20 protein-coding genes, 1 pseudogene and 2 riboswitches are annotated in these 24622 nt (G+C 39.9%); of the genes and pseudogenes, 16 read left to right on the top strand and 5 right to left on the bottom strand.

The window, feature by feature from the left end:
• Positions 1 to 556: 556 nt before the first annotated feature.
• From MUN53_RS15915 to MUN53_RS15895, 5 genes are read left to right on the top strand one after another with little or no spacing between them, the layout of a single operon-like run.
• A complete protein-coding gene (locus MUN53_RS15915; protein ID WP_243326435.1) occupies positions 557 to 802 on the top strand; it encodes a hypothetical protein in 246 nt (81 codons plus the stop codon).
• Between the two features lie 13 nt (positions 803 to 815).
• Positions 816 to 1583, top strand: coding sequence for a hypothetical protein (locus tag MUN53_RS15910; RefSeq protein ID WP_243326434.1), 768 nt, complete (start codon positions 816 to 818; stop codon positions 1581 to 1583).
• Between the two features lie 23 nt (positions 1584 to 1606).
• Positions 1607 to 1834: a hypothetical protein gene (locus MUN53_RS15905; RefSeq protein WP_243326433.1), complete on the top strand. Its 228-nt coding sequence runs from the start codon at positions 1607 to 1609 to the stop codon at positions 1832 to 1834.
• Positions 1835 to 1847: 13 nt separating this feature from the next.
• On the top strand, positions 1848 to 2099 hold the full coding sequence (locus MUN53_RS15900; RefSeq protein ID WP_243326432.1) for a hypothetical protein: 252 nt from the start codon (positions 1848 to 1850) through the stop codon (positions 2097 to 2099).
• 10 nt (positions 2100 to 2109) lie between these two features.
• A complete protein-coding gene (locus tag MUN53_RS15895) occupies positions 2110 to 2376 on the top strand; it encodes a hypothetical protein (RefSeq protein WP_243326431.1) in 267 nt (88 codons plus the stop codon).
• Positions 2377 to 2493: 117 nt separating this feature from the next.
• On the opposite strand, the gene MUN53_RS15890 is transcribed toward MUN53_RS15895, so the two are convergent.
• The gene (locus tag MUN53_RS15890; protein WP_243326430.1) at positions 2494 to 3903 is read right to left on the bottom strand and encodes a DUF3987 domain-containing protein; all 1410 of its coding nucleotides are present in this window, start codon (positions 3901 to 3903) and stop codon (positions 2494 to 2496) included.
• Between the two features lie 510 nt (positions 3904 to 4413).
• Entirely contained in the window at positions 4414 to 4632 is a 219-nt protein-coding gene (locus MUN53_RS15885; RefSeq protein WP_243326429.1) for a DUF4248 domain-containing protein, read from the bottom strand.
• A gap of 264 nt (positions 4633 to 4896) precedes the next feature.
• Here MUN53_RS15885 and MUN53_RS15880 point away from each other — a divergent pair, with 264 nt between their 5' ends.
• Positions 4897 to 5301, top strand: coding sequence for an HU family DNA-binding protein (locus MUN53_RS15880; protein WP_022457080.1), 405 nt, complete (start codon positions 4897 to 4899; stop codon positions 5299 to 5301).
• A 101-nt stretch (positions 5302 to 5402) separates the two neighbouring features.
• Here the strand turns inward: MUN53_RS15880 and MUN53_RS15875 are convergent, their stop codons facing one another.
• Both MUN53_RS15875 and MUN53_RS15870 read right to left on the bottom strand, forming a co-directional pair.
• Complete coding sequence (locus MUN53_RS15875; RefSeq protein WP_243326428.1) at positions 5403 to 6335, bottom strand: sirohydrochlorin cobaltochelatase; 933 nt, start codon at positions 6333 to 6335, stop codon at positions 5403 to 5405.
• Positions 6335 to 8518, bottom strand: a complete 2184-nt coding sequence (locus tag MUN53_RS15870) for a TonB-dependent receptor (protein WP_243326427.1) — start codon at positions 8516 to 8518, stop codon at positions 6335 to 6337. Before MUN53_RS15870 ends, MUN53_RS15875 begins: the two co-directional genes overlap by 1 nt.
• A 53-nt stretch (positions 8519 to 8571) precedes the next feature.
• A riboswitch (cobalamin riboswitch) is annotated at positions 8572 to 8797 on the bottom strand.
• Positions 8798 to 9082: 285 nt separating this feature from the next.
• Positions 9083 to 9284: riboswitch (cobalamin riboswitch) on the top strand.
• Positions 9285 to 9361: 77 nt separating this feature from the next.
• Between MUN53_RS15870 and MUN53_RS15865 the strand changes: the two genes are divergently transcribed.
• From MUN53_RS15865 to MUN53_RS15815, 10 genes and pseudogenes are all read left to right on the top strand, one after another.
• Positions 9362 to 10297, top strand: a complete 936-nt coding sequence (locus MUN53_RS15865) for a sirohydrochlorin cobaltochelatase (protein ID WP_243326426.1) — start codon at positions 9362 to 9364, stop codon at positions 10295 to 10297.
• Between the two features lie 121 nt (positions 10298 to 10418).
• Positions 10419 to 10589, top strand: a pseudogene (locus tag MUN53_RS15860) (50S ribosomal L9 C-terminal domain-containing protein); the annotation flags it as partial.
• Positions 10590 to 11009: 420 nt separating this feature from the next.
• Complete coding sequence (locus MUN53_RS15850) at positions 11010 to 11336, top strand: hypothetical protein (RefSeq protein ID WP_243326436.1); 327 nt, start codon at positions 11010 to 11012, stop codon at positions 11334 to 11336.
• A gap of 70 nt (positions 11337 to 11406) precedes the next feature.
• Positions 11407 to 11895: a transposase gene (locus tag MUN53_RS15845; RefSeq protein WP_243326425.1), complete on the top strand. Its 489-nt coding sequence runs from the start codon at positions 11407 to 11409 to the stop codon at positions 11893 to 11895.
• 462 nt (positions 11896 to 12357) lie between these two features.
• Positions 12358 to 13452 (top strand): ISAs1 family transposase, encoded by a 1095-nt coding sequence (locus MUN53_RS15840; protein WP_243326424.1) that lies wholly within the window; start codon positions 12358 to 12360, stop codon positions 13450 to 13452.
• A 527-nt stretch (positions 13453 to 13979) separates the two neighbouring features.
• The gene (locus MUN53_RS15835) at positions 13980 to 15278 is read left to right on the top strand and encodes an IPT/TIG domain-containing protein (protein WP_243326423.1); all 1299 of its coding nucleotides are present in this window, start codon (positions 13980 to 13982) and stop codon (positions 15276 to 15278) included.
• Positions 15279 to 15299: 21 nt separating this feature from the next.
• Positions 15300 to 18365, top strand: coding sequence for a SusC/RagA family TonB-linked outer membrane protein (locus MUN53_RS15830; protein WP_243326422.1), 3066 nt, complete (start codon positions 15300 to 15302; stop codon positions 18363 to 18365).
• 20 nt (positions 18366 to 18385) lie between these two features.
• On the top strand, positions 18386 to 20371 hold the full coding sequence (locus MUN53_RS15825) for a RagB/SusD family nutrient uptake outer membrane protein (protein WP_243326421.1): 1986 nt from the start codon (positions 18386 to 18388) through the stop codon (positions 20369 to 20371).
• 43 nt (positions 20372 to 20414) lie between these two features.
• Entirely contained in the window at positions 20415 to 21350 is a 936-nt protein-coding gene (locus tag MUN53_RS15820; RefSeq protein WP_243326420.1) for a BT_3044 domain-containing protein, read from the top strand.
• Between the two features lie 187 nt (positions 21351 to 21537).
• Positions 21538 to 22899, top strand: coding sequence for a cytochrome c peroxidase (locus MUN53_RS15815; RefSeq protein WP_243326419.1), 1362 nt, complete (start codon positions 21538 to 21540; stop codon positions 22897 to 22899).
• 218 nt (positions 22900 to 23117) lie between these two features.
• Here MUN53_RS15815 and MUN53_RS15810 read toward each other — a convergent pair whose 3' ends face one another.
• The gene (locus MUN53_RS15810; RefSeq protein WP_243326418.1) at positions 23118 to 24287 is read right to left on the bottom strand and encodes a 6-bladed beta-propeller; all 1170 of its coding nucleotides are present in this window, start codon (positions 24285 to 24287) and stop codon (positions 23118 to 23120) included.
• Between the last annotated feature and the right edge of the window lie 335 nt (positions 24288 to 24622).

Raw genomic sequence — 24622 nt, 5'->3', positions numbered from 1 at the left:
TTTTGCAACACTAAGATAAGTGAAAATTCTGACATGGCAAAATCCTGGGCAACTTTTTGTTGCTCAGGAACTTATAAATAAAGTTAAATTATAGTGTTGCGGAATTAAGGTGAATGACAATTTATTTTTATTTCCAATCTCAACTCCTCCCCTCCACTTTTTCTGACATAAAATGGTAAAGCAAAGAAAAAGTTTATATCTTTGTAATGTTTCCTTTCCACGCCGATGATAAGGGTGTGGAGGGAAACAAGACATATTATTGAAAGGCGTTTACTTGAACGTCTTGTCTTCGACACTTCAAACTTCGCAACTTTGAATAATCCAAGAAGACAAGGCAACGGTAGATGCCTACGGGTTTTGTATAAGTATGGTTCCTGTGCCTTTTCGTGCAGGAACTTATACCACATACAAATCGGCTTGGGCTTTCTTCGTTGCTTATCCTTGGGTTAGGGCAATGCGAAGGCCTGAAGTGTGGGATAAGTGACAGGTACAGTTCCCACGCTTTTTTTGTTTAATGACCTTTTTGGGGGATTGGAAGGCTTAATGAATTTATATTATGAAACAATCAATTAAATTTCTTATTACGCTAATGATGTGTGCCATATCTTTATCGTGTAGTGATGAAGATGAGTTAGATGATGGCTATGTATGTTATGAGTGTATTATGACAGATATAAAAACAAATGAAATAGCGGATAGATTCCCTGTTTGCGGTGAAAAAACTTACGTAGAAATTCTTGTTGAAAACTATGAAAGCCAAAGTAGCGATCTATATAATATCGAATGTACTCGCGTAAAATAAAGAGTATTCATTTTTGAAAGTAAAGATTATAACAAAACAAACAACACATGCAATGAAAAAATTATTACTTTTAATAGTTCTAATGGTAAGTTGTTCATTAGGTACATACGCACAAGGTAAAATGACTGATGTTGTTTATTTAAAAGATGGCAGTATTATTCGTGGGACTATAGTTGAACAAATATTAGGTAAGTCTTTGAAAATAGAAACTGCAGACGGAAGTGTGTATAACTATCCTATCGATCAAGTAGAAAAGATCGCAAAAGAGCGAGTTGTGAAAAAGAAAAGCATATTTGGAGAAGAAACAGAAAATACACCACCATTTCCTTATAAAGGAAATGATTATGCTATTACTGGTTTTCGTGGTATGATAGACGTTGGTTATATTGCAGGAGCAATTAAAGGGCCTGAGTTAGGAGTTTCTTTAGGCTATCAAATCAATAATTATTTATTTGTTGGAGCTGGAGCAGGAGTCCAATATGCAACAGACTTAGAAACGATTAATATTCCAGTGTTTGCTGATGTTAGAGGAAATTTAATGACGGGGTCTATTTTACCTTTTGTGGCTTTACGAATAGGCTATGGTAAACTGATAGATTCTTCTTTAGATGGAGGATTTTATTGCCATCCTTTTGCTGGTGTGAAATTTATGGTGACTCCTAAAAATGCGACAACATTGGCGATTGGATGGTCGACAAATAAGTATGAGACATCTTATATGGATGTTCATTTTAAAACTTCACTAAATGCTCTTACTTTAAAATTGGGGTATGAATTTTAAATAGTAAATTAAATCAATATATCATGAATAATTTAAGAAGAAAACAAATAAAAGAGGCTTTATCTTTAATTGAGGAGGCGTATGATTTATTGACTATGGCTAAAGATGAAGAAGAAATGGCCTTTGATAATCTTCCAGAATCTTTACAGTATTCAGAAAGAGGAGATATAATGCAAGATAATATAACGAATTTAGATAATGCTATAACAGGATTAGATGATGCCAAATCAGCATTAGAAAATATTGAATAGATAATCTTATTTTATGGGAAAGAAGCAAAATAAAAAAATAAATAATAGTCAAAACTATCAGTCCGGATTATATTCAATGATTGAATATCCAGAACCAGATGGTAAATCAACTCGGCATCGCCCACGGCGAAATAATCCATGGGGCAATCTAATGGAAGAAGATACTTATCAAGAAGATTCATACAATTCTTCTAATTATGATTATTCTGATTCAGACTATGAAGATGATCATGATAATTTTTATTCTAATAACCATTACGATTAATAAATAAATTATGAAAGGAAAAGAGGTATATCAAAATATAATAGCAGAAAGTGTTCGTTGTAATAATGGAGTACAGCATGGTGATATTCACATTTGTCCTTTACCTGGTCAATATCCGTTTACGCCAGATATGTTTGTGGAATGTTCAAATTCCATGAAACGAGATTATCCAGTTGGAACCAAATTTCGAATAAGAGCGAAGATAACTTCCAAAGAAGGTGGGACTCCGTTTATCTATTCGCATTATACATGGCCCTTTGAAGTTCTTAATGATTGATTAACTGAAAGAAAAGTATTAGTCAATTAATCATAAAAGCACTTTCCTATTGAAGTAAAAATTTTGGAAAAGGAAATTTTACTTCAATGGGGAAGTGCAAAAGTTCAAAAGATCAGTTTAGAAGGGTAAATCATCGTCATCGTCTTCATCATACATTGAGTTCGTACCAAATGCCATATAAGGATTGGTTTCGGCTTTGAACGAAGCCTCTTCCTTACAGTTCACTTTGTGGTATTGATTGTGTGCAGACTTTTCCAGTAAGCCTCGTTCTATCCACTTCCGCAGAAGACGTTTGAAGGTAGATTCTGAGCATTTCAGGATTTCTTGGGCTAGTTGTAACCCGTCACCGAAAGAGAAATCACAAGGTAGTTTGTCCATCAGTTCCTTTTGCAACCTTTCCTTGGAATCCTCTGCGCTTTCCTTTACGTCTGGCAGTATGTCGCAGATCTGAAAGGACTGTTCCAGAAGGAAGTTGGCCATTCCAAGGACAAACCGGGCTGTTTCTACTGGAATTGGCCAAGTTGTTCCCTGGAAGTTGTCCTCACAGGCATGTAGGGCTTCGATGATCATCATGATTCGGATCAGAATGCCTCGCATACGTCGGGTACAAGCGAGATAGGCACTGGAATTGTACGGTAGCACTTCTTGTTCTTTATGGCTGAAATACTCGTCTATTAATAAACGGACTTCCTTATCCATCGTCAATTGCAAATGGTGCTTTCTAAAATACATGGATGCAGTCTCCACTTGTTTGTAGATGAGTTTCCAAGTATCTTGTAAAATGTTTGCTTTCGAATCGTCAAAATCAGCAATTCCTTTATAGTGACTGAATCGGAGTAGAAAATAAATACAACGACTAACAAATCCATCTTCTTTGTTACCCAAGAAGCGCATAATTTGTTTTTCAGTTCCACTCATAATACAAGCCATTTTGGGATTTTCGACAGTAATATTCCCATGTGTATGCGTATGTGTACTAACAGGTTCGTTTTCAAATATTTTTCTTAATGTTGGAGATAAGTTCCCAAAATCCTGTTTATCTGTATGCGAAGCATTATCCAATTCTGTATCAAATAAAAGCATAGATTCTGGTTGATTATCAAATAAGTTAGAAATCAATTTGCTGTACGAAATAGAAGCCGATATCAATAAATTTTTCTTTTTGACAAGTGTCGGTTCTACTCCACATCCACAATCTTCCTCTTTACATTTACTGATACAATCTTTCCACTTTTTAATGGCAATTTTAGATTCTTCTACTTCTACCTGACTTTCTTTGGCAATCAAAGAGGCATGATAGGAATAAATTCTATTACCAATTTTTAGAATGGATTTCCCGATAGCTGCATCTCCTATAGTTATTAAGAACAAATAGGGATAGATTTCTTCATTCTCATTTATCCAACAAGATACATGAAGCATCATGGCTCCGTAAGAGATCAATACTGTTATTGTTAATAACAGCTTTCGTTCGTTGTCATCATCCACTAATGAGCCAAAAACTTGAAGAATGTTTTTGACTCTCATAGGAAGAATGGCCTTTTGACCTTCTGCCCTTTTGATCTCCTTCAAAAGGAGATCGAAAAATGAAATACTATGCATATTAATCTACTTTTAATTAATATCGCAAAGATAAGGAAGGGGAATATATAACACAAATGGTTGAATATTAGATATTTAATCGTTTTATTCGAGTGGGATTCTCTTCTTTGTTTCTTCCTAAATCTATCTTATAGTATAAAATATAACTATATAGACATCTATATATAATATATATAGATGTCTGCATAATTGTAATTTATAATATAATATAGTTTTAGAAATAAAGAAGAGAATCCCACTCGAATATTTTTTCATCAACTATTAATATACTGATATTCAATATATTACAAATATATCAATCAGTAATTTTTACACAATATTTAACTTTAATCATGCTATTATATTCAGTGTTTAACTTTATATAATATATTATTTGATTAAAACTTTCTCATTATAAAATATGTACCTACCCATCCTGAGACGGATAGGTACTTATTACGGCTCGCCTAGGTACTGGATGATGATACGTACTTGAAGCGGGGTGAGAACCCGTTGTCCCTTTTTCCATCCCGATTCTTGCAACTCGTGCGTAAGTTTTGGATTGAAACGTATCCAACTGCTTAAACGCTTGCCAGCCGATTCCGGAGTCAGATCCGGTGCATAAAGGATGGCTAATTCTTGCCAGCCGTATGTCCTTATTTTAAAATCTTCCATATTCTAATAACCTTTAGATTTCTACTGTAAGTTACACATTCCGTTACCAGCCACCAAAAAACAAGTCGAAAGTTTAATTCGTATAGGAATCTGTATCTGAAGGTATTAACTTGCTTGTTCGTCTATCTTCATATAACCGAAATGGTACATTTCCAGCACCCTATCTTTGTAATAAATAAAAGGCAGGACCGTAGAAAGTCAGTGAAATGATATCCTGCCTAACTTGAAAACTTATGGATTAACAAACTAAAAAAGGAGGTGTATATGTCACTCACGTATCATTTAGTACAACGACCCGACAAGAGTGAGGGTGCATTGGAAGGTAGCAAATTGTATTACGGGCAGATCAAAATCAGGCAACAAGTCGATTTTGATACCTTGTGCGAACGAATTGCCGATCGTTCGACGGCGTCTAAGGGAGATGTGATGGTGGTCATCGATGGATTGATCAGGGTATTAACTACTGAACTTCAGGCAGGGAACAGCGTACAGATGGGAGAATTTGGGAATTTCCGTTTAAGTGTAGGTAGTTCGGGTGTAGCCAATGCCGAAGATTTCAATACGTCGTTGTTCAAGAAGGGGAAGATTATCTTCACGCCTGGTAGTCGGTTGAGAACCATGAGTGCCAGTCCTAAATTTGAACGTATTGAATTGAAACCGGCAGAATAGAACCTTGCCTAAAGGTATCTGATAAAATAAAAACAAGTTGTCACAGGTACAAAAGCCTAATGCCAACTTGTTTTTTTTATTTAATAATCTACATCTAATGACTAAAACCTACCGAACATTTCCTTCCGTTCATTGACAGAAATTCGTTTATAGGCAAAGGCAAACTGAAGGTGTTCGACCAACAAACGACGGATAGCTTCGTAGTCGCTCAATCCTTTGGCCTCCAGACTAACCTTGAATCCGGCTTTTTCCAAACCTTCCCGCCATGAGGCAGAGACACGGTTTTCGTTGGATTTGATCAAGACAAACATAAAAGGCAATAACGTCACTTGTTTGTATTTACTTGCCTGGAGCTGACCAATGACTGTCTCTAAAGTTGGGAAGCCTTCGCGAGTCCCGACGAAATAGTCTTTATGCCCGGACAACTGCAACATATAGCCTAATTTAGCATAGGCTGCATTGCTGGCATGATAGGTTCCGTTAGCAATCAACAACTTGGCACCGGAGCGAGAAGCCACAGAACTGCCGGTCAATGCTTTTATCACAGCCTCATAGTCCGTATCATCATACAACAACGGATTACCAATACGAATTTCCTTAAACAGCCCTTTCCGTAATTCCACATCACGACGCAGGGCTTCCATTTCCACTCCTTCTATCACGATTGAAGGTTGTACTACAACATGCGTATATCCTTCTTTCTTCAGAGAGATCAAAGCATCTGCCGTATGTTCGATCCAGATTCCCTGACGACGCACACGATTAACTATACTGCGGGCACTGTAAGCCTGTCGGACTTCTACTTGCGGGAATGCCTGGCGTACCTGTTCATTCATCCGTTCAAGAGATTCACGGGCTTCCGGATAAGCACTCCCGAAATGAACCATCAGAATGGCCAGCTTATCCCCTTTCTGCATCGATTCACGGATATCCGAAGCGACAAACTCCCGTCCTACCTTGGCTTGAAGCGAGTGCCAGCAAGCCAGGCAGGCAATCAGCCCGATTATCATTCGAAGGAAACCTCGTCTGCGCATCACTTATTGAATTTGACCAACAAACTGACGTAGTAAGTACGTCCGGGCGTCAACGTGGCATAGTTGGAATTATACGGACGGTCGTCCACATAATCGAACAAGTTCTCGATACCGACTCCCGGTTCAAGGATGAAATCTTTCAGCACAAACCGATGGGATGTATTCAGATTCCAAAGAGAAAACTTCGGTGCATATCCATAACTTTGTGAGAAGCGTTCGCCCTGGATACGTCCGTTGAAATTCACATTCAAGGTATATTTATTCCAGGTATGATTCCATAGAGCAGCCACCACACCACTATGTTTTACACTCTTGTCCACCGGACGATCGTTCGTATTATCTTTCGCATCCACAAACGTATAACCGCCGTTCATAGAGAATCCGGCTCCAATATAAGCATCAAAACGGACATTGAAGCCCTTGATTGTTGCACTCTGGATATTGTCACGAATCTGTACACTGGCAAAATCCGTTCCGTTTTCCTGATTATAACGGTCTGTTTCTTCTTTGCTGAATTCCCGGTAATTGATCATATCACGGATATGATTGTAAAATCCGGAAGCAGATACCGAGAAGTTGCGATTCGTATATTCAGCGCTCAACGTCAGATTATCACTCTTTTCAGGTTTCAGATTCTCATTTCCGATCGTCAGACGTGAAGTTCGTTTGGATTCAGAGAAGGTATATAATTCGGCCAGTTCCGGCGAACGGAATCCGGAAGCATAAGAACCCCGGAAATTAAAACCTCCCACTTTATACAACAAGGCCACATTCGGAGTCGCATAACTGTGGAAACTCTGATGATAAATGTAACGAAGTCCCACGACTCCTTGAAAATGTTTATTGAAGTTCACTTCATCCTGGGCATAGAGAGCCATCGTGGAAATACCTTTCCATTCGATATTGTCGGACTCGCTGCTCAGCGTTTCCCGAATGTATTCAAATCCGGTAGATAGTTTGTTATATTGTCCCAGCTGGAAAATTCCTTTCACATTCAGGTTATGATGATGAATGCGTTTGGTCATCTCGTTGGTACCCATATCATCGCCGGTGAAGTAATCTTTGTACGTACTGTGATTGTCTGAGAAATAATCCGCGTTCAGATAGGATTTCTTATTGATCATATACTGCGCGCCAGCTCCGTATGTATAAGTGCCATGCCGCATGTCGTAGTTGGTCGTATTATCTCCCATCGGCATGGGGCGATCGGTTGTATAGGTATATATATTTCCACGCAGATAGAAAGAAAGCCTGTCTGTCGGATCGAAGGTGAAGCGTTGCCCGATCGTATTGGAATGATAAGCCGTTGATGCCTCCTTGTTGGTTGCCACCAGATTACCATCATCATCTTCCGTATATGGATTCAATTGCCAGCCATCCGACTGTTGGCGCTGGTAGGAAGTAAACGAACCGAACTTTCCTACCTGAAAATCGGCATTCACCGACTGAGTAAACTGGTTATGGCTACCATAACGCGTATTACTGGTAACATTGGCTTTGTTTTGGGCATCATCGGTGATAATATTGATTACACCGGCGATGGCATCACTACCATACAACGCCGAAGCCGCACCACTTAAAACTTCTATACGTTTCACATTGGCCATGTCAATACGGGTATACGTATCATCGCCGGCCAGACGTTTTCCATTCTCCAAGACCAGAATATAGCGATCGGTCAAACCATTCATACTCATGGTTGTTCCCATACCGTTTGTCATAAAAGACACACTGGGATTAAGCTTCATCATGGCTTCCTGTACGTTCGTCACATTGGCTGTCCGCAAGTCCTTGGCTGAATATACCTGTACCGGAATAGGTGTATTATCCATTCTTCGATGTGTTCCGGTACCCGTCACCACCACCGGATTCATATTTACATATCGTTCAACAAGACGGATTTCAATAGCCTTGTCGGTTTGAGTCACACGATACGACTCCGGTTCATACGCCAGATGAGAGATACGGATCCGTTCGGCATGTTCAGGCATACTTAATTCGAAGAGCCCTTCGTTGTTGGTTGTACATCCGGTTAAACTCTCTGCTACGCGAATCGTGGCACCCGATACCGGCCTGCCCGTTTCAGCGTCAATCACTCGGCCCGTAACAACACGTTCTTGTGCGAATAGGCCCTGCGTGCAACCTGCTACCAGCAAGGTTAGCAACATCTTTTTTGTTTCCATGAATAAAAATGTTTGTGTACTAATGCTCTTTACATCCCGAAAGAGTGTTCATTCTCACTATAAACGTACTGGCAGGTTTCCTGACTTGTTCCTAAGGAAAGAACCTTCCCGTCATCAAAGCCAAGCCTCAACAACAGTGGCAAAGTGGTGATTTCCTATAGCTGCTGCTCAATAGAGCAGGGAATTTACAGTAGCGGGTACTGTTCCGGATTCACACCGGATTCCCTTTTATATTCCCTCAGGATCGAGGGTAATATCACCAATACGGGCACAAAGGTAGAGCTTTTTCTCTATTCAGGAATCATCCATCCTTTTATTTTACCCTGCCAATGATAGAAAAACAGGCAATTAGCCGTAAGAATGTAATTTTTTGACAACTGTGCTAAAGCTTTTCCATATATGTGCTAAAGCTTTTTGACAAATGTAGTAAAGCTTTTCGACAGCTGTCAAAAAATTAAAAGATCAAAGGATTTTACTCCCAGTTAAGTTATCCGAGCATTTATACCTTCCTAAAAAACATTAAAACAACAGGGATGACAAGACGCAATCTCAAAAACATCACCTATCTTTACGGTCGTTAGGTGAAGTTCATAGCCTTCCGGCCTGAACTTGAAAAGGGAATCCGGTGTGAATCCGGAGCAGTACCCGCTACTGTGACACCTGTGAATGAGAAGAATACACACTCCATGCCACTATCGTATAGTCGATGGGAAGGCCATTCTTCTTGAGGTGTAGCCAGGAAACCTGCCTAAACAGATAACAATTATGGAATGTTTATTCCGGGAATTGGATAAACGAAGAACTGATGCTAAGACATTTTTTACATTTAAAAAACTCATGGATATGATGAAACTAAAGAAACTTCTCATCGTGTGCGTGACTGCGGCTACAAGTCTGTTACATCCGGCTTATGCCCATACGGAAGGTAATTACGTTCCTTCCAACCTGTTTGAGACAATGCAGGCAGGCGACAAAGCCGCCCTGTTACTCGTTCATTTCGGGACTACGCACGATGATACACGAGCATTGACGATCGATGCCATCAACGAAAAAGCACGAGCAGCCTTTCCGGAACTCGAATTTCGGGAAGCTTATACCTCGCGTATTGTGATGAACCGCCTGACGAAACGGGGCGTTTACAAGAAGAACCCGGTAGAGGCTTTGGCGCAACTCAAAGCTGACGGTTATACACACATTCTCGTACAATCGACTAACATCATCGACGGGATTGAAATGGAATCACTCCGTAAAGACATTACCCTGATGAAAGATCTCTTCAAGGATATCCGTCTGGGTACACCTCTTTTGTATGCTCCCGACGATTACCGGAAAGTCGTTTCGATCCTTGCAGAAAAAGGGAAGGAGAAAACCATCACTCTCCTCGTCGGACACGGGACTTACACACCTGCCACTGCCCAATATGCCATGCTCGACTATATGCTGGAAGCCGAAGGACATCCGGAGTTTGCAGTTACTACCGTAGAAGGCTATCCAACACTTGACGATGCCCTGCGCAAGATCTGCGAACAGAAGAAAATCAAACAGATTCAACTACTTCCCTTTATGTTTGTGGCTGGTGATCATGCCAAGAACGACATTGCAGGTGACATCAAGACCGAGCTGGAATCGCAGGGTTATCAAGTTAGTGTCCTGCTTGAAGGTTTAGGACAGAATCCCGGCATTCAAGATATCTTTATCGAACATGCCAAGTTTATGACCCAACATAAGCTGATTGATATCTCCGACAAGAAAAAGGCCTACGCTGCCGACAAAGAATAATCATTCCCTCTAAAGATCTTATTTATCTCGTTTTTCTGCCCGGAAGAAAGCTGTATTCTTCCGGGTTAGGGAAGCACAATGTCTCATTTATAAACACTTATCACATGAAAAACATGGATGATCTTACCGAAGCATCCAGGATGCTGAAGAATTGGTTAAGTTGGATCATGAAGTTAATCGTAAGATCATCTACATCAAAGAAGCTGTAAAAGAAGTTGGCGATTATAAAGCTACTATCAAACTGCATAAAGAAGTTTCAGTAAAAGTTCCTTTCATCTTTGTTTCTGAATAATTTTAGGAATTACATCACTGCTGTCCGGATAAAATTTTCTAGAACAGCTATTATTAATTAATAATCCACAAGTTACAATAAAAAAATAAATTTTTCGATTAGAAATCATAATTTTGCAAGAAGGTATAAACAGCCGATTCTGCAAGCTATGAACAAAGGAAAAGCAATATTTGCGCAGGTTATGTCTCTTATAAACACATATGAATTTAAGAAGTGGTCAACCGCTATAAGGGTGACAGACACGTCATCAAGTTCACTTGCCGTGACCAATTCATGGTAATGAACTTTGCTCAATTCACAGACAGGTCCGGGCTGAGAGACATAGAGACTACACTTAACCTTTGTTCTTCTGACCTTTACCGTTCTGGTATCAAGGCAATACCAAAATCCACATTGGCCGAAGCAAATAAAAAGAAGAATTTGCTTATCTATCAAGACTTTGCACAAGTCCTGATACGACAAGCAAAGGAAGCATATAAGGGACAAAAACTTAGACTTGACCTGGATGAAATGGTCTATGCCTTTGACAGTAGTACTATTGAGCTGTGTCTGGAACTCTGTCCATGGGCTAAGTTTCACCATGAGAGAGGAGCAATCAAGATGTATACTTTGGTGGATCTTAGGGGTTCCATCCCGACATTTGTTCATCTGACAGAAGAGACAGTTCACAATTCCAAAATTATGGATAAGATACCTGTAGAAGCCAACTCTTACTTATCTTATGGACAAAGGATATGTCAAGTTTGACTCTTTGTTTCAGCATTTTCATCTTAACAATGCTTTTTTGTAACAAGAGCAAAAGAAAGTATGCTTTACGATGTTATTGGTAGATCAATCTGCCGAACTTCTCTCTGATGAAACGATCAAATTGACTGGGCCACTGACTTCCAAGAAGTATCCCGATTCTCTTAGACTTATTGTGTATGAAGGCTTTAGCACAAATACAGTTTGTCGTTTCCTATCCAACAACTTTAGGCTTGAGGCATTGACCATTGCCGAGTTGTACAGGGAGAGATGGCAAATTGAGTTGTTCTTCAAATGGATAAAGCAACATCTGCACATAAAGACATTCTATGGAACTACCAAAAATGCCGTGTTCACACAGATATGGATTGCCATCTGTGACTATCTTCTGCTTATTATTGCGAAGAAACATTATATGTTGAATCGTAGTCTTCATTCTATTTTAAATTCTATTGGTCAAGTCCTCTTCAAAAGAGGAGATATCAGATATGTGTTTAATCAAACCGACCTCACCGATAATGTCTCGGAGAGTGACGGTCCTAGGCAGCTTACGTTGTGGTAAAATATCTCCGGACAGCAATGGAATTACATATCTATGTAAGAGGAAGCTACAAGATACAAGGTTACTTGCAACTCTCTTTTTTATTTATCCACACATAAAAAATCTTCGTTCTGCAAGAACCAAGACTCATGCCGATTATCTTATCTGGGTAAAATCCAATCAAAGGTTTTGTACAAGGCAATCAAGTCTTGGCTTGACAAAATAGACATGGAAGGAAACAAGATGGAAGGCCACAGATATATCCCTTTCACTCATTCATCATCAGATGGCTACAAAGAAGAAAAGTGAACTCACGGACAGAAAGAAAAATGCTTCTGTTAAGTATATAATAAAGGTTGTACAGCAGCAGTATTAGGTTGGGAAAATGCAAATTTACTCGTTTGCCTGACCTTATATGCATGTGGTCTACAGGGCAACCGCACTAAAATTTTGTATTTTCTATAAAGCGTTTATCTTTGCCGTATGAATCCATCTATTTATTTTTCAGAAGTAACAGATCCACGTGTGACGGGTCGTTGTCTCCATTTGCTGTCAGATATATTAATGATAGGTCTTTGTTCTTATCTGACAGGCGGAGTAAATTATGAGGATATGCGTCTGTTTGCCTTAGAGCATGGAGACAACCTGAAGGACATGCTTTCTCTCTCCAACGGTGCTCCTTCGGAAGACACGTTTGATTGTGTATTCCAGCGTATTGATCCTTCTGAATTGGACTATTGCCTCCGCAGTTACGGCCAATCCATTCTATCGGATTTATCAGAAAAGCAGATTGCGATAGACGGAAAGAAACAAAGCGGGGCAACTCCGACTTCCCGTGGAAATAGAGGCCTGTACATTTTGAATGCCTGGGTGAGTGAGAATAAATTCTGCATCTCCCAAAAAGCCGTGGATGACAAGTCCAATGAGATAACAGCCATACCGGAAGTTCTATCAGGCATAGACATAGAAGATGCGGTCGTATCCATTGACGCTATGGGGACACAGCGTGAGATTGCCGACTTGATACTTGACAAGAAAGGTCATTACCTATTAGCTGTAAAAGGTAATCAGAAGTCTCTGTATGAAGATATTGAATGTGCTTTTAAAGTAAACGGGGGACTTGATACGGACACCACGATAGAGAAAGACCACGGAAGAATAGAAGTTAGGAAGTGCAGTATTCTTCCGGCAAGGGAATATCTGCTCGAAGAGACTATCCAATCCTGGAGAGGGCTGGGTACGATTATAAAAATAGAATCAATCCGGGAAATAAGCGGGAAGACCACTTATGAAACCAGATATTATATCAGTGACGAGACCGGATCAAGCGCGTCTTATTTCCAAAAGCTGGTAAGAGGACATTGGAGCATTGATAATCAACTGCATTGGCATTTGGATATTATTTTCAAGGAGGATGATTGCAGGACAAGGAAAGGATTCTCCCCGCAAAATTTGTCTGTGCTTAGAAAAGTGGCTTTACACATCGTTTCGGAACAAAAAGACAAGTTGAGCCTAAAAAGAAGAATATACAAAGCCGCCTTGGATATTAATTATTTAAGGAGTTTACTAGGGTACTGATCCGGTTTGCATAATTATAAAAAAGAGGCCTCTTTCGAAAAAGAGACCTCTTATAAGATCTCACGAATCATAGTCAAGTGACTTTGGTTTGCAAAATCTTCACGTAAAAAAATCCAATCGTTAAGGTTCTTTTTTCATGGTTAAGGCTTCTTTATTCGCAAGATTGTCTTTATTTTCTAATTGTACAACTTTTTTTGAAGTATTTTAATATTTTATGTCGCAAAACATATTTTTAACAGAAAATTTGGTGCGGTTGCCCTGTGTGGTCTACTAAAGGATGCGAAATATTAAAAATATTTTTTTATAAAAAACTCAAGGAAAAAGATAGATCAAATGAATTTTTTATATACATTTACATCCACATGAAAAATTCAAAAAATCTTAGTTCTTGCAGAACTATGTTGATAATGGATGTTGACCTGAAGGTAACTTAAAGTGTTGAAAAGATTAATTGAATTTTTTAAGGGAGTAGGAATTTGATTTAATACATTATTGTTAACTGATTGTTTAATAAAAAAGCACTAGTTATGAGTAATTTTAAAAAGAAAAAGTGGCTTTGTCTAACCTCGCTGGGATTTCTTTTATCTCTTAGTCTATCCTGTGGTGATGACAAGGAGGGAGGTAGTATGGGACAACCTTATAACCCGGACAAACCGATACAGATTACGGAATTTTATCCGGATTCTGGAGGAATAGCCACGAAGGTGATCATCAAAGGAGAAAATTTCGGAACCGATCCGGAGAAAGTACATGTGTATTTTAATGAAAAACGCGCTGCGGTTGTCCAGGCGATTGGAAACATGATTTATGCCATCGTACCCAAACAACCGGGGGATACATGTTTTGTGTCCGTGGCCATTGGAAAAGATTCGTTAATATTTGACAATACCTTTGAATATACAACCACCACAACTGTTTCTACCATTGCCGGAAAAGTGGGAGTTTCGGCAGCAACAGATGGAACCTTGGCGGAAGCCGAATTTCATTCGCCCCGTTATTTAGTGGTAGATGCAGAAAAGAATATATTCGTTTCAGAATTTAATGCCCACATGTTGCGACAAATTAATGAAGCCAGTAACATTGTAACCACAATTCACAAAGAAAACGGAATGGCCAATCCGAATGCTCCGGCAACCGATGCCGAGAAAAAAGTGATTTTTGTTCCGAACGACGGTGGAAATGTTTTCATGGAGTTTGATCCGGAAATCCAATGGGCTGGAAAGAAAATTTCACCTCGCCCGGCCGAAGGAGAATCTTTTACCATTAATTATAAGCACTCGTTGGCTCCGAATCCAAAGGATGGAATGGTTTATACACGTGCCCACAACGGACAGTTGATCAAATTTGATCCGCGAACCAAAGCGGCTTATTTGGTAGCAATTGATTTGATGCCGGACTCGGATAGTTATTTATATTTTCATCCGAATGATCCTAATTTGTTATTTATCTGTTATGCAGCAAAGCATTGTATCTATACATTTAACCTAGAGACTAAAGAACACACATTGTTTGCCGGATCAATCAATAAAGCCGGTTGGATGGATGGAGAACGTTTGTATGCCGAGTTTTCTTCGCCTCGCCAGATCTGTTTTGATAAAGATGCGAATTTATACGTTGCTGATGGAGGAAACCATTGTATCCGTAAGATCGATCCGAAAGGTATTGTATCTACAGTCGTAGGGATTCCGCAAGTCAGCGGGTATCGGGATGGCACTCCTGACGAAGCCATGTTCAACCAACCGGATGGTGTTGCTATCGACGATGAAGGTATTTTATATGTGGCTGATTATGGCAACAAAATCATTCGAAAATTAGCAATCGAGTAATATTCACATCACTTTATAGATATGAGAAAAAAGTATATATATATCCTAATATCCCTGTTTCTGGTAGTTATGGAAACATGGGCACAATCTTTTACGGTTCAAGGTGTAGTCGTTGAAGACAAAGATAATGGTATACCTTTAGTGGGTGTAAACGTTTTTATCAAGAATAAACCCGGTGTCGGCGTGATTACCGATATGGATGGTAAGTTTAAGATCGAAGCCGTAGCCAACGATCTGTTGCAGTTCTCTTATTTGGGTTATGATAATTATGAATACCGGGTTACCAAATCGGAATTGAAATTGCAAGTTAAGTTGAAAGAATCTTCTACGGTTTTGGAAGAAGCGGTTGTAGTCGGTATGGGCACACAACGAAAAGTCAGTGTCGTAGGTGCCATCGCGAGTGTGAAAGCAGATGAACTGGAAGCACCGGCTACCAATATCAATAACATGTTGGGAGGACGTGTTCCGGGCGTGATTGCCATCCAAAGTAGTGGTGAGCCTGGGAAAAACATTTCTGAGTTCTGGGTACGTGGTATCGGTACTTTTGGTGCCAATTCCAGTGCCTTAGTGTTGATCGATGGATTGGAAGGAAGATTAAGCGATGTCGATCCGGCAGATATCGAAAGCTTCTCGGTATTGAAAGACGCATCTGCCACCGCAGTGTATGGTGTACGTGGTGCCAACGGCGTTGTGTTGGTAACAACGAAAAGAGGTCGGGAAGACCGTTTGCAGATTACCGCTCGTGCCAACGTGACGATTTCTCAATTAACCCGCTTGCCGGAATATTTAGGTGCATACGACTATGCAAAACTGGCCAACGAAGCCCGTGTTGTATCGGATATGGAACCCATTTATTCGCCGATGGAATTGGACTTGATTAAATACAAATTGGATCCAGACTTGTATCCAGATGTGAATTGGCAGGATGAAGTCTTGAAGAAAACCTCGTTACAGCATACGTATTATGTCAGTGCACGAGGTGGCGGTAGTATCGCCCGTTATTTCGTCAGTTTGAATGCTTCCATGCAAGAAGCCGCTTATAAGCAAGATCCGAACAGCCGATATAAATCCAACGTGGGTTACAATAACTATGGATATCGTGCCAACATTGATGTGAATGTAACCAAATCAACTCAAATGTATTTAGGTGTAGACGGTTTCCTTTCATCAACCAATCAACCGGGTATGGCCAATACAGACAAACTTTGGGCGGCCCAAGCTGCTTTGACTCCGTTGACGATTCCTACCAAATTCTCAACAGGCCAATTGCCTGCGTATGACGCAGAGAATGCTTATTCACCGTATGTCATGTTAAACCATACGGGTACAAATGTATTTGAAGAATATAAAAACATGGTAACGTTGGCGTTGAATCAGGATTTATCAATGGTCACCAAAGGTTTAACGGCTTCAATCCAAGGAGCGTTAAATACCCAAACCAATTTCACGGAAACTCGTTATATCATGCCGGATTTATATGCGGCGGTAGGACGTGCGACCGATGGAAGTTTGCAATTGGTTCGCAAAGTCAATTCGTCTGCGGCTAATTATAGTAATAATACTTATTTTTGGCGGAAGTTCCATTTCGAAGGAAAATTAAACTATGACCGTCTTTTTGGCGAAGACCATCGGGTGGGAGGTTTGCTCTATTACTACATGAGTGATGAACAGGCTAATGACGCCACCTCCAGTATGGCGGCTATTCCGAAGCGCTACCAAGGTGTGTCAGCTCGTTTGACTTACGGTTATAAAGACACGTATATGATCGACTTGAATGGAGGTTATACCGGTTCCGAAAACTTTGAACCAGGCAAGCAGTTCGGTTTCTTCCCGTCTATCGCCTTGGGTTGGGTCTTCACCAACTACGATTTCATGAAGCGGAAAGCCCCTTGGTTGACTTTTGGTAAAATCAGGGCCTCTTACGGTACAGCCGGTAATGACCGTATTTCGGATACTCGTTTCCCGTATCTGACACAAGTCAACTCAGAGGCCGGATCCGGTTGGGGATCAACTACCGGTGGTATTATCGAATCCGTGATCGGAGCAAACAACTTGGCATGGGAGAAAGCCAAGAAAACAGATATCGGTTTGGATTTGCGGATGTTCAAAGATAAATTTACATTGACAGTCGACTATTTCAATGATTTGCGTGATGGTATTTTCCAGCAACGTACCCAAATTCCGGATTTCGCCGGAACCATTACCATGCCTTTCGGTAATGTCGGACGCATGAGAAGTTATGGTTCGGATGGTAATTTTGCGTATAGCGACAACATCGGGAAAGACTTCTCGTTTACGATTCGAGGTAACTTTACTTATTCTACCAACTATGTGGACGAATGGGAACAGGCCTATCCGAAATATAATTATCAAGTGATTGCCGATAATCCATATAATATTACACGTGGATACATCGCTTTGGGCTTGTTTAAAGATGATCTGGATGTAGCTAGTAGTCCGAAACAATTCGGAACGGTTCGTCCAGGTGATATCAAATACAAGGACGTCAACGGAGATGGTGTTATCAGTACTGATGACCAAGTCCCACTTTCGTATTCCAATTATCCACGTTTGATGTACGGTTTTGGTGGTGAGTTCAAATGGAAAAACTGGACGTTAGCTGCCATGTTCAAAGGCACAGGACGTACGGACATTTATCATGCAGGAAGAGGTTATAACATGGGATATATTCCATTTGAAGGTGATAAAACCGGAAATGTGTTAACCATTGTTGCCGATCAAAAGAACCGTTGGACACCGGCTTGGTATTCAGGAGATCCTTCAACTGAAAATCCCAATGCGAAGTTTCCACGTTTATCTTATGGACATAATGAGAACAATACTCAACTTTCAACATTCTGGCATGATGACGCCCGGTATTTACGCCTACAAGAGTTGAGTTTAACTTACAATTGGAGACCCAAAATTACTTTCTTAGGGGTTAAATCGGTTGACTTCCAATTTGTGGGTTACGACCTTTGCGTATGGGATAAGATCGACCTATTTGATCCGGAACAAGCAGAGAAAAACGGAACAGCTTATCCGATTCCGAGACGTTTTGCCTTTCAAATGTACTTAAACTTCTAACCTCTATAATATTGGAATTTATGAAACTTACTAAAATAGGAATGATGGTAATTGCCACTGCTGCGTTACTTTTTAATTCGTCTTGTAATTTTTTGAATGTGGATGATTATTTTGTCGATACATTCAGCTATGACTCTATTTTTGTCAACAAAATCAACCTAAATAAATACTTGTGGAACATTCCGACTCAATTTGATGACGAAGGAGGAATTTGGGGAAGTAATAAAACTCCAGGGGTTTGTGCTTCAGGAGAAGCTGTTGTTCAATGGGAAACAGGAGAATATCCCGGACTACTTTTTGCATTAGACCGAGTTACCCCAGATAAACTGGAAAACTTTGGTGATGTTTGGCCGCGTATGTACAAAATTATCCGCCGGTGCAACACCTTGTTGGCAAATATCGATAAATGTCAAGATTTGACAACCTTAGAAGAACGGGAAGTATTGGGATATACCTATTTCATGCGTGCTTATGCTTATTATAACCTTCTTGTAGATTACGGACCGGTGGTTTTGATGGGAGATGATTTATTGGAAACTAACGAGACTCCAGAATATTACAATCGACCGCGTGCTACTTTTGATGAATCAGTCGATTACATTTGTTCGGAATTCGAGAAAGCTGCACAATACATGCCGTTGACGGTTACGGTTTCTCAATTCGGTCGTCCAACACGTGGTGCTGCCTATGGTTTAGTGGCACGTTTACGTCTGATGCAAGCTAGTCCAAGTTTTAATGGAGGAGCTTCTGCCCGTCGCTATTTTGCAGATTGGAAACGTTCGACCGATGGAGTCAATTATGTATCTCAAGAGTATGATGAAAAGAAGTGGGCTATCGCCGCACATGCTGCCAAACGAGTAATTGATATGGGTATTTATGAGCTACATACCGTAAAACGGGATACATCGACAGCCGAACTCCCGAAGAATGTACCTGATGCCCCATTCCCTGAAGGCGCCGGCGATATTGATCCGTATAAGTCGTATAAAGATATGTTCTCAGGAGAAGCGATCGCCTTTAAAAATCCAGAATTTGTATGGGGACGTAACTCGTCTCAAGTTGTAAATTATACCAAACACTCTTTTCCAGTTCTGTTATTAGGAGGTTGGAATGGTATGGCGGTTCCTCAGAAATTTGTAGATGCATATTATATGGAAGATGGTCGGGATATACATGAATCCAGTGTCGAATATCCATATAGTGAAACCGGTTTTACAACTGAAGCCAAAAACAGATCGGGATATCAGCAACAGAGTGGTATCTTCAATATGTACAACAACCGGGAATGGCGTTTTTATGCCAATATTGGATTCAGCGGTTGTTTCTGGCCTTGTAGTTCTACGTCTGAAAATAACCGAAAGAACAAAACTGTTACTTACGGCTTAGATGGTAGTGCTGGTAAAACACAAACAGACGGCAACTTGCAGAATTATCCGATCACGGGTTATGTGACCAAGAAATATATACATAAGGATGACGCATGGGCAGGAAACGACTCAGAGCGTCTAAACAAAGCATTTGGTATTATCAGGTATGCAGAAATTCTTTTGTCGTATGTAGAGGCCTTGAACCATTTGTCCGGTTCACAGACTGTTATGGATGGAGAAAATACCTATACCTATTCACGCAATGAGGCAGAAATGGCGAAATATTTCAATATGATCCGGTATCGGGTTGGATTGCCGGGATTAACGGCATCCCAGTTAAGCAATCCAGATGTATTAGAAGATGTGATAGAACGAGAATGGATGGTCGAATTCTTCCATGAAAATCGCTACTATTATAATATTCGCCGTTGGGGTACGATGGAAGATTGTGCACGGGAACCGATTATCGGTATGAATACGGAAGCAAAAGAAAAAGAAGGATTCTATACGCGTACCACTGTGACGCATCCTGTTGCTCGTTATCGTAGTGCTGATAAGAAATTGATCTTCTTACCGATCAGTAGAAATGAAATCCGAAAAGTACCGATGATGGATCAAAATCCAGGTTGGGGTAATTAAACGAATCAGTTTATTAGGTTGTAAGTATTTAATTTAAGAATATATGAAGTACAATATAAAAACAACAGTCGCCTTGCTCGGAGCAGGTATACTATTAGTTGGATGTAATGAAACAGACCGGTTTGAAAAAGAGCAATACGAGAAAATCATATCGGCGTTGAGTGAAACGGATTATGCTTTTCCAGTTACCCATATGATGACAGGTGAACCTTCTATCGGATACGTTTCTGCTTTATTAAGTGGAACAACTCCTGATAACGAAGACATCTATGTTGAATTTGAGAAAGACACTGCGGCTTTATTGAATTATAATATTTTGAATTTTGACTTGGATACAACGAAATATGCAAAAGAACTAGGCCCGGATCACTATAAAATCAGTGATTATAAAGCGGTCATCAAAGCAGGAGATCCTTTAGGCACAATGTCAATGGAAATTATTCCGGAAGGTTTGTCTCCCGATTCCATCTATATGATTCCGTTGAAGATCAAGTCGACGTCCAAATATACAGTGAATGAAGAGTTGAAAACGGTACTTTATCGCGTCATGTTGGAAAATGAATATGCCAGCCAAGAAGATCAAACGACATATTTCATGAAAGGTTCAGAACTCAAAGACGATGGTACGGAAATTATGATTGCAGCTGGTAAACGAGTCTTTCCTATTCTAAAAAATGAAATCCGAACAACTGTGTATACACGGGCTTATCAAGAAGATGCCAAGTACATCAAGGAAAACAGCATCCTCATTACGATCCATGAGGATATGTCTTTGTCTGTTCGTTCTTGTGATCCTTTATGTTTGGAAATAGAACAAGTCGGAGGAAAGTCGGAAAACTACTTCGGACCGGATGTTATGGGTGTAAACCGATTCAATATCCATTATAAATTCCGTAGCCGTAGCTTTGATGCCGAAGCGGGTACGTATGGTGAATGGAGTGAATGGAAGAACATCAAAGAGAATATGAAACGTCAATAATACGTTGCATGTTTGCATGCTAAAAAGATCCGGTTGGAGAATCTGGTGGAAAATCCAGATTTCTTTAACCGGATTTTTATGAGCAAACATTCTGATAAAACCTTTCTGTTCTAAGGATAAAAAGCGTACCTTTACACCCCAAACCCTAAAAGAGGTTTTATTTAACGAATTTAAACAAGGAAAAAGTATGAAGAAAGTTATTCTCCCTGTAAGCCTGGCTTTACTGGCTGGTATGACTGTTGGTTGTTCGACGACAGAATACAAGAAATATGCCGGTGACGAAGCAAAGCAAGTAGCTTCTATTCTGAGAGAGAATGGTTGTATGGAATGTCATGCAGCAAATGCCCCACTTCCTTTTTATGGAAATTTCCCGATCATCGGCTCTGTTGTAAAAGCAGACATGACGGAAGGAGCACGCTATGTTGACTTCTCTGCCATGTTGGAAGCTTTAGAAAGCGGACAACCTGTTTCAGAAGTCGATTTAGCCAAGTTGGAACATACGGCCATGAGTGGTTCGATGCCTCCAGCTAAATTCTCACACATGCCGAATCACTGGGGAACTTCATTAGACAATGACGAAAAAGTAGTGATCTTGTCTTGGGCAGCCAACGAACGTAAAGCCCGTTTCACCTCTCCTACGGTAGCGGATGAGTTTGCCAACGAACCGTTGCAGCCATTGATGGAATCAATTCCTGTGGATTCGGCAAAGGTAGCCTTGGGTTTTGCCTTATATCATGATACACGTTTGTCGGCAGACAATACCGTTTCATGTGCAACTTGCCACGGATTGGAAACAGGCGGTGTGGATCGTAAACAATATTCAGAAGGTATCAAAGGACAGTTAGGAGGCGTCAATGCACCGACTGTTTACAATGCAGCTCTCAACTTCGCTCAATTCTGGGATGGCCGTGCGGCTGATTTGAAAGAACAGGCTGCTGGTCCTCCATTGAATCCGGTTGAGATGGGACACAAGTCTTTTGATGACATCTGTACTGTATTGGCCGAAGATAAAGAGTTTACCAAAACATTTAGCGAAGTTTATCCCGACGGTTTCAGTCAGTCTAACATTACAGAAGCTATCGCTGAATTCGAAAAGACGTTATTAACCCCGTCTCGCTTCGACCAATATTTACGTGGAGACAAGTCTACTCTGACTGCCGAAGAGCAGGAAGGTTATGCCTTGTTTAAAGCAAATAAATGTGCAACTTGTCACGTAGGTATGAACATCGGAGGCCAGTCTTACGATTATATGGGTATCAAGAACAGTTACTTCGATTACCGTGGTACCGGCTTGACCGACGGAGATAATGGACGTTATGCAGTAACCAAACAGGAAAGCGATCTGCACAAGTTCAAAACACCGACGTTACGAAATGTCATGATTACTTATCCTTATATGCACGATGGTTCTATCAATAATATTGAAGATGCCGTACGTATCATGCACGAATTCCAGATTGGCACAACCATCTCGGATACTGATATGGCTAAAATCGTAGCATTCTTAGGTTCATTAACCGGTGAATATAACGGAAAGACATTGCAATAAGCAATTCATATATAAACAAAGAAGGAGAACTTGACTGGGTTCTCCTTTTTTGTTTTACAAATCTTTGGTTTCTGTCCCTACACATTTCCTCCCATAAGAAGAACAAACAGTGTAAATATAACCTTTTTCTTAATCTATTTTTCGTTTTTCTGCTTTAAAAACACTTTATAGTAGTCCTTATTCATATACAATGCCAGAATAGATATAAGAAATTCTCCTCACTTAAACGTCAAGATCCGGACAACCTGATTGTCGTCTTCCAATAAATTCTTGGCTACTTCGTTTCCATTTCCAGCCAAACGATTTTTCCGATAAGCTTCCAGCATGGCTACAGCAGAAATAAATTCAGCTGACATATTCTTAGCTATGGCGGGAGTCGCATCAGGAACCCAATTCGCATTTCTAATACGTGTTTCGTGCTCAGCATCAAAAATAGAAACATTCGTTAATTTCTTTGTTTCAAACTCATATTTCCAAAAAACGTATTTCAAATATTTTGTCTTAAAATCCATTGGCAATGTTCCAAATAGTAAGATCTTATCTGTTGTCAAAAATGGTGTCCAAATATTTCTCGGTTCTGAATCAAAAACAGAAGGAATACGAACCAACAATGGAATTAAACCTCTTGTAGGTGATAAGCGATATAATGTGTCTGAAGAAGCATTCATAATCATTAGATCTTGCCCACAATAGACATTATGAGTATAACTGATACGCAATGGTCTCCACATATTATTTTCTAGATGCTCTGCAATCGTAGCAGCATTCCGTTTCGGATAATAAATGTTTAATATTGAAATAATACTTCCATCCTTTTTTGAAATTAATTTGTATGGAGTTTTCGTCGTTTCTTTTTCACGTCTTGGTTCTATGATTACATCATCATAAACTAATAAGGACCGATCATCATAGTTCAAAATACTCATATCATGATCAAAGCCATTGATTTTTAAGGTACGTTTATATTTCCCTTCCAATGAATAGACTTGGATAAATTGGGAGCAAACATAAATTTCTTCCGCTTTCTCATCCAAAATTGTCCCATTCTTGATCCATGTATATTCCATTCCGCTTTGCCCTTTATGGTTGAAATGGAATTTTAACTTTCCGGTATGCCGGTCGAATAAATAAATGTCTCCCAATTGATGTTCATGGACTAAGATATATTTCTCACCAACCGCTGAAAGTGCGGCATTCCCACTTAACAGAATATCATCCGTTGTTTCCAGCGGAACATATTCTACCGAAGCCATATCCTGAAGGCGTAGTTTCTCCAATGGATAGTTCTTGGATAAATCAACTACCGGCAAACTACCAGACTGTGATTGCATTCCTTGGCTTCCTGCCAACAGAAGCATACTAACGAGGAAAAATACTTTTGTTTTCATAAGCGTGAGATTATAGGTATTAAAAACTCAATCAATTCTTTTTATTCCCGTATTTTTATCCTTTTCTCGTTACATTTCATATTTTTGACAGATGTCGAAAAGCTTTACCACATTTGTCAAAAAGCTTTAGCACATATATGGAAAAGCTTTACGACTGCTGTCAAACAATTAAAAAGTAATAATATTCAGGGCTGACGCATTACAATCATTTTTTACTGGAATCTATTTTATTACAAGGAGGATTCCAGTCTGCATCAAGTAGTTCTACGAGGAAATCAGAATTCCATCCTGCCATTTTTCTTTTCATAGTCATGCTCCCTTTACGTGGATTATTC

Source organism: Parabacteroides faecalis (genome assembly GCF_022809355.1).
GTDB lineage: Bacteria > Bacteroidota > Bacteroidia > Bacteroidales > Tannerellaceae > Parabacteroides > Parabacteroides faecalis.
This window is presented reverse-complemented; position numbering and strand designations above follow the sequence as displayed.

Excerpts from the sequence above, each read along its gene's own strand:
- MUN53_RS15915 (WP_243326435.1), top strand. The coding sequence starts at position 557 with ATGAAACAATCAATTAAATTTCTTATTACGCTAATGATGTGTGCCATA.
- MUN53_RS15905 (WP_243326433.1), top strand. The coding sequence starts at position 1,607 with ATGAATAATTTAAGAAGAAAACAAATAAAAGAGGCTTTATCTTTAATT.
- MUN53_RS15900 (WP_243326432.1), top strand. The coding sequence starts at position 1,848 with ATGGGAAAGAAGCAAAATAAAAAAATAAATAATAGTCAAAACTATCAG.
- MUN53_RS15895 (WP_243326431.1), top strand. The coding sequence starts at position 2,110 with ATGAAAGGAAAAGAGGTATATCAAAATATAATAGCAGAAAGTGTTCGT.
- MUN53_RS15890 (WP_243326430.1), bottom strand. The coding sequence starts at position 3,903 with ATGAGAGTCAAAAACATTCTTCAAGTTTTTGGCTCATTAGTGGATGAT.
- MUN53_RS15885 (WP_243326429.1), bottom strand. The coding sequence starts at position 4,632 with ATGGAAGATTTTAAAATAAGGACATACGGCTGGCAAGAATTAGCCATC.
- MUN53_RS15880 (WP_022457080.1), top strand. The coding sequence starts at position 4,897 with ATGTCACTCACGTATCATTTAGTACAACGACCCGACAAGAGTGAGGGT.
- MUN53_RS15875 (WP_243326428.1), bottom strand. The coding sequence starts at position 6,335 with ATGCGCAGACGAGGTTTCCTTCGAATGATAATCGGGCTGATTGCCTGC.
- MUN53_RS15870 (WP_243326427.1), bottom strand. The coding sequence starts at position 8,518 with ATGGAAACAAAAAAGATGTTGCTAACCTTGCTGGTAGCAGGTTGCACG.
- MUN53_RS15865 (WP_243326426.1), top strand. The coding sequence starts at position 9,362 with ATGATGAAACTAAAGAAACTTCTCATCGTGTGCGTGACTGCGGCTACA.
- MUN53_RS15845 (WP_243326425.1), top strand. The coding sequence starts at position 11,407 with ATGTTATTGGTAGATCAATCTGCCGAACTTCTCTCTGATGAAACGATC.
- MUN53_RS15840 (WP_243326424.1), top strand. The coding sequence starts at position 12,358 with ATGAATCCATCTATTTATTTTTCAGAAGTAACAGATCCACGTGTGACG.
- MUN53_RS15835 (WP_243326423.1), top strand. The coding sequence starts at position 13,980 with ATGAGTAATTTTAAAAAGAAAAAGTGGCTTTGTCTAACCTCGCTGGGA.
- MUN53_RS15830 (WP_243326422.1), top strand. The coding sequence starts at position 15,300 with ATGAGAAAAAAGTATATATATATCCTAATATCCCTGTTTCTGGTAGTT.
- MUN53_RS15825 (WP_243326421.1), top strand. The coding sequence starts at position 18,386 with ATGAAACTTACTAAAATAGGAATGATGGTAATTGCCACTGCTGCGTTA.
- MUN53_RS15820 (WP_243326420.1), top strand. The coding sequence starts at position 20,415 with ATGAAGTACAATATAAAAACAACAGTCGCCTTGCTCGGAGCAGGTATA.
- MUN53_RS15815 (WP_243326419.1), top strand. The coding sequence starts at position 21,538 with ATGAAGAAAGTTATTCTCCCTGTAAGCCTGGCTTTACTGGCTGGTATG.
- MUN53_RS15810 (WP_243326418.1), bottom strand. The coding sequence starts at position 24,287 with ATGAAAACAAAAGTATTTTTCCTCGTTAGTATGCTTCTGTTGGCAGGA.